Source organism: Mesorhizobium sp. M1A.F.Ca.IN.022.07.1.1, from assembly GCF_003997575.1.
In the GTDB taxonomy this organism is placed as follows: Bacteria; Pseudomonadota; Alphaproteobacteria; order Rhizobiales; family Rhizobiaceae; genus Mesorhizobium.
In genome coordinates this window covers 1-1,341 of the sequence record NZ_RZST01000623.1, presented here as the reverse complement: position 1 = coordinate 1,341, position 1,341 = coordinate 1, and the positions used below count along the sequence as shown (strand labels likewise).

Genomic DNA, 1,341 nt, shown 5'->3' with positions numbered 1-1,341 from the left:
CCGTTAGCGCCGGCGCTGATCCGAAGCGGGCGGAGCAAGTGATGCTGCAATCCTGGTACGGGCGAGGCGATCCCAGCGTTGGCGACATGGTCAAATACGAAGGGCAGGTCAGCCAGGAGGTGAAGCGACTGGACAGATCCCTTGCGACGCTCGAAATCGGGGATGGCGGGCAGGGGAGGGGAGACCGCGAGCCTGCCGCGTTCGAAGCCGCGGTCGAAGAGCAGACAGGCGACCCACCCGTCGATCAGGCGACATCCGCGACGACCTGGGATGTCTTCAACTCGCGGCGGCGATCCTCCGTCCTCGTGTTTCCAGAACAATCAAATGGAGCAGAGTGAATGACCTTCAGTTCCCGTATCCGGCCGATCGCCGTCCCCGCTGTCATGGCGGCGGCTATTGTCGCGGCCATGATCGAGCCTGCATTCGCGCAAGCCGCCGGCATCGAAACCGTGCTGCAGAACATCGTCGACATGCTGACCGGCAGCATCGCCAAGCTTTTGGCCACCATCGCGGTGATCGTGATCTGCATCGCCTGGATGTTCGGCTACATGGATCTGAGACGAGCAGGGTTCTGGATCATCGGCATCGGCGGCATCTTCGGCGCCACCGAACTCGTGAACACCATCGTCGGAGGCTGACGCCATGGCGAGTTCGCGGCCGACGATCGAGGAAGATACGCTGTTCATCGCCTGCACCCGGCCGGCGATGATCGCCGGCGTGACGATGGAAGCCATGGGCGTGAACATCATGCTCACCACCATCCTCTACATCGTTGCCGGCTCGATCGCCTACGCTCTCGTCGGCGTGGCCTTCCACCTGTTGTTCCGCGCGCTCGTCAAACACGACCACAACATGTTTCGCATCCTGCTGGCCTGGGTGGAGACACGCGGCCGGTCCCGCAACAGCGCCTATTGGGGCGGCGCAACCCTTACGCCGCTGAGGCTCGCCCGACGCTTCGACGAAAGGGATCTTGGTTTTGCCTAGTCTGGCCACGCTCAGGTCTCGCGAACTCGATCCGCAGACCTTCATCCCCTATGTTCGCCACGTCGACCGGTCGACCCTAGCGCTCGATTCGCGGGCGTTGATGGTGATGATCGCGCTCGAAGGCGTCTCCTTCGAGACAGCCGACGTCCTCGACCTGAATGCCCTTCATCGCGATCTCAACACACTCTACCGGAACATCGCCGACGAGCGGCTTGCCGCGTGGACCCATCTCATCCGCCGCCGTGACACAAGTTATCCGGAAGGAACGTTCACCACGCCGTTCTCGAAGGCGCTCAATGACAAGTATCGCGCACGCATGGTGGACGAGGATCTGTTTCGCAACGATCTCTATCTGGC

At 62.1% G+C, this 1,341-nt stretch carries 2 protein-coding genes and 2 pseudogenes; all 4 read left to right on the top strand.

The window, feature by feature from the left end:
• A pseudogene (locus EOA75_RS32880) lies at positions 1 to 338 on the top strand (type IV secretion system protein VirB1); the annotation flags it as partial.
• The gene (locus EOA75_RS32875; protein ID WP_127326140.1) at positions 339 to 638 is read left to right on the top strand and encodes a TrbC/VirB2 family protein; all 300 of its coding nucleotides are present in this window, start codon (positions 339 to 341) and stop codon (positions 636 to 638) included.
• 4 nt (positions 639 to 642) lie between these two features.
• The gene (locus tag EOA75_RS32870) at positions 643 to 984 is read left to right on the top strand and encodes a type IV secretion system protein VirB3 (RefSeq protein ID WP_127326139.1); all 342 of its coding nucleotides are present in this window, start codon (positions 643 to 645) and stop codon (positions 982 to 984) included.
• Positions 977 to 1,341 (top strand): annotated as a pseudogene (locus EOA75_RS32865) (VirB4 family type IV secretion system protein); the annotation flags it as partial. The gene EOA75_RS32870 and the pseudogene EOA75_RS32865, both read left to right, overlap by 8 nt.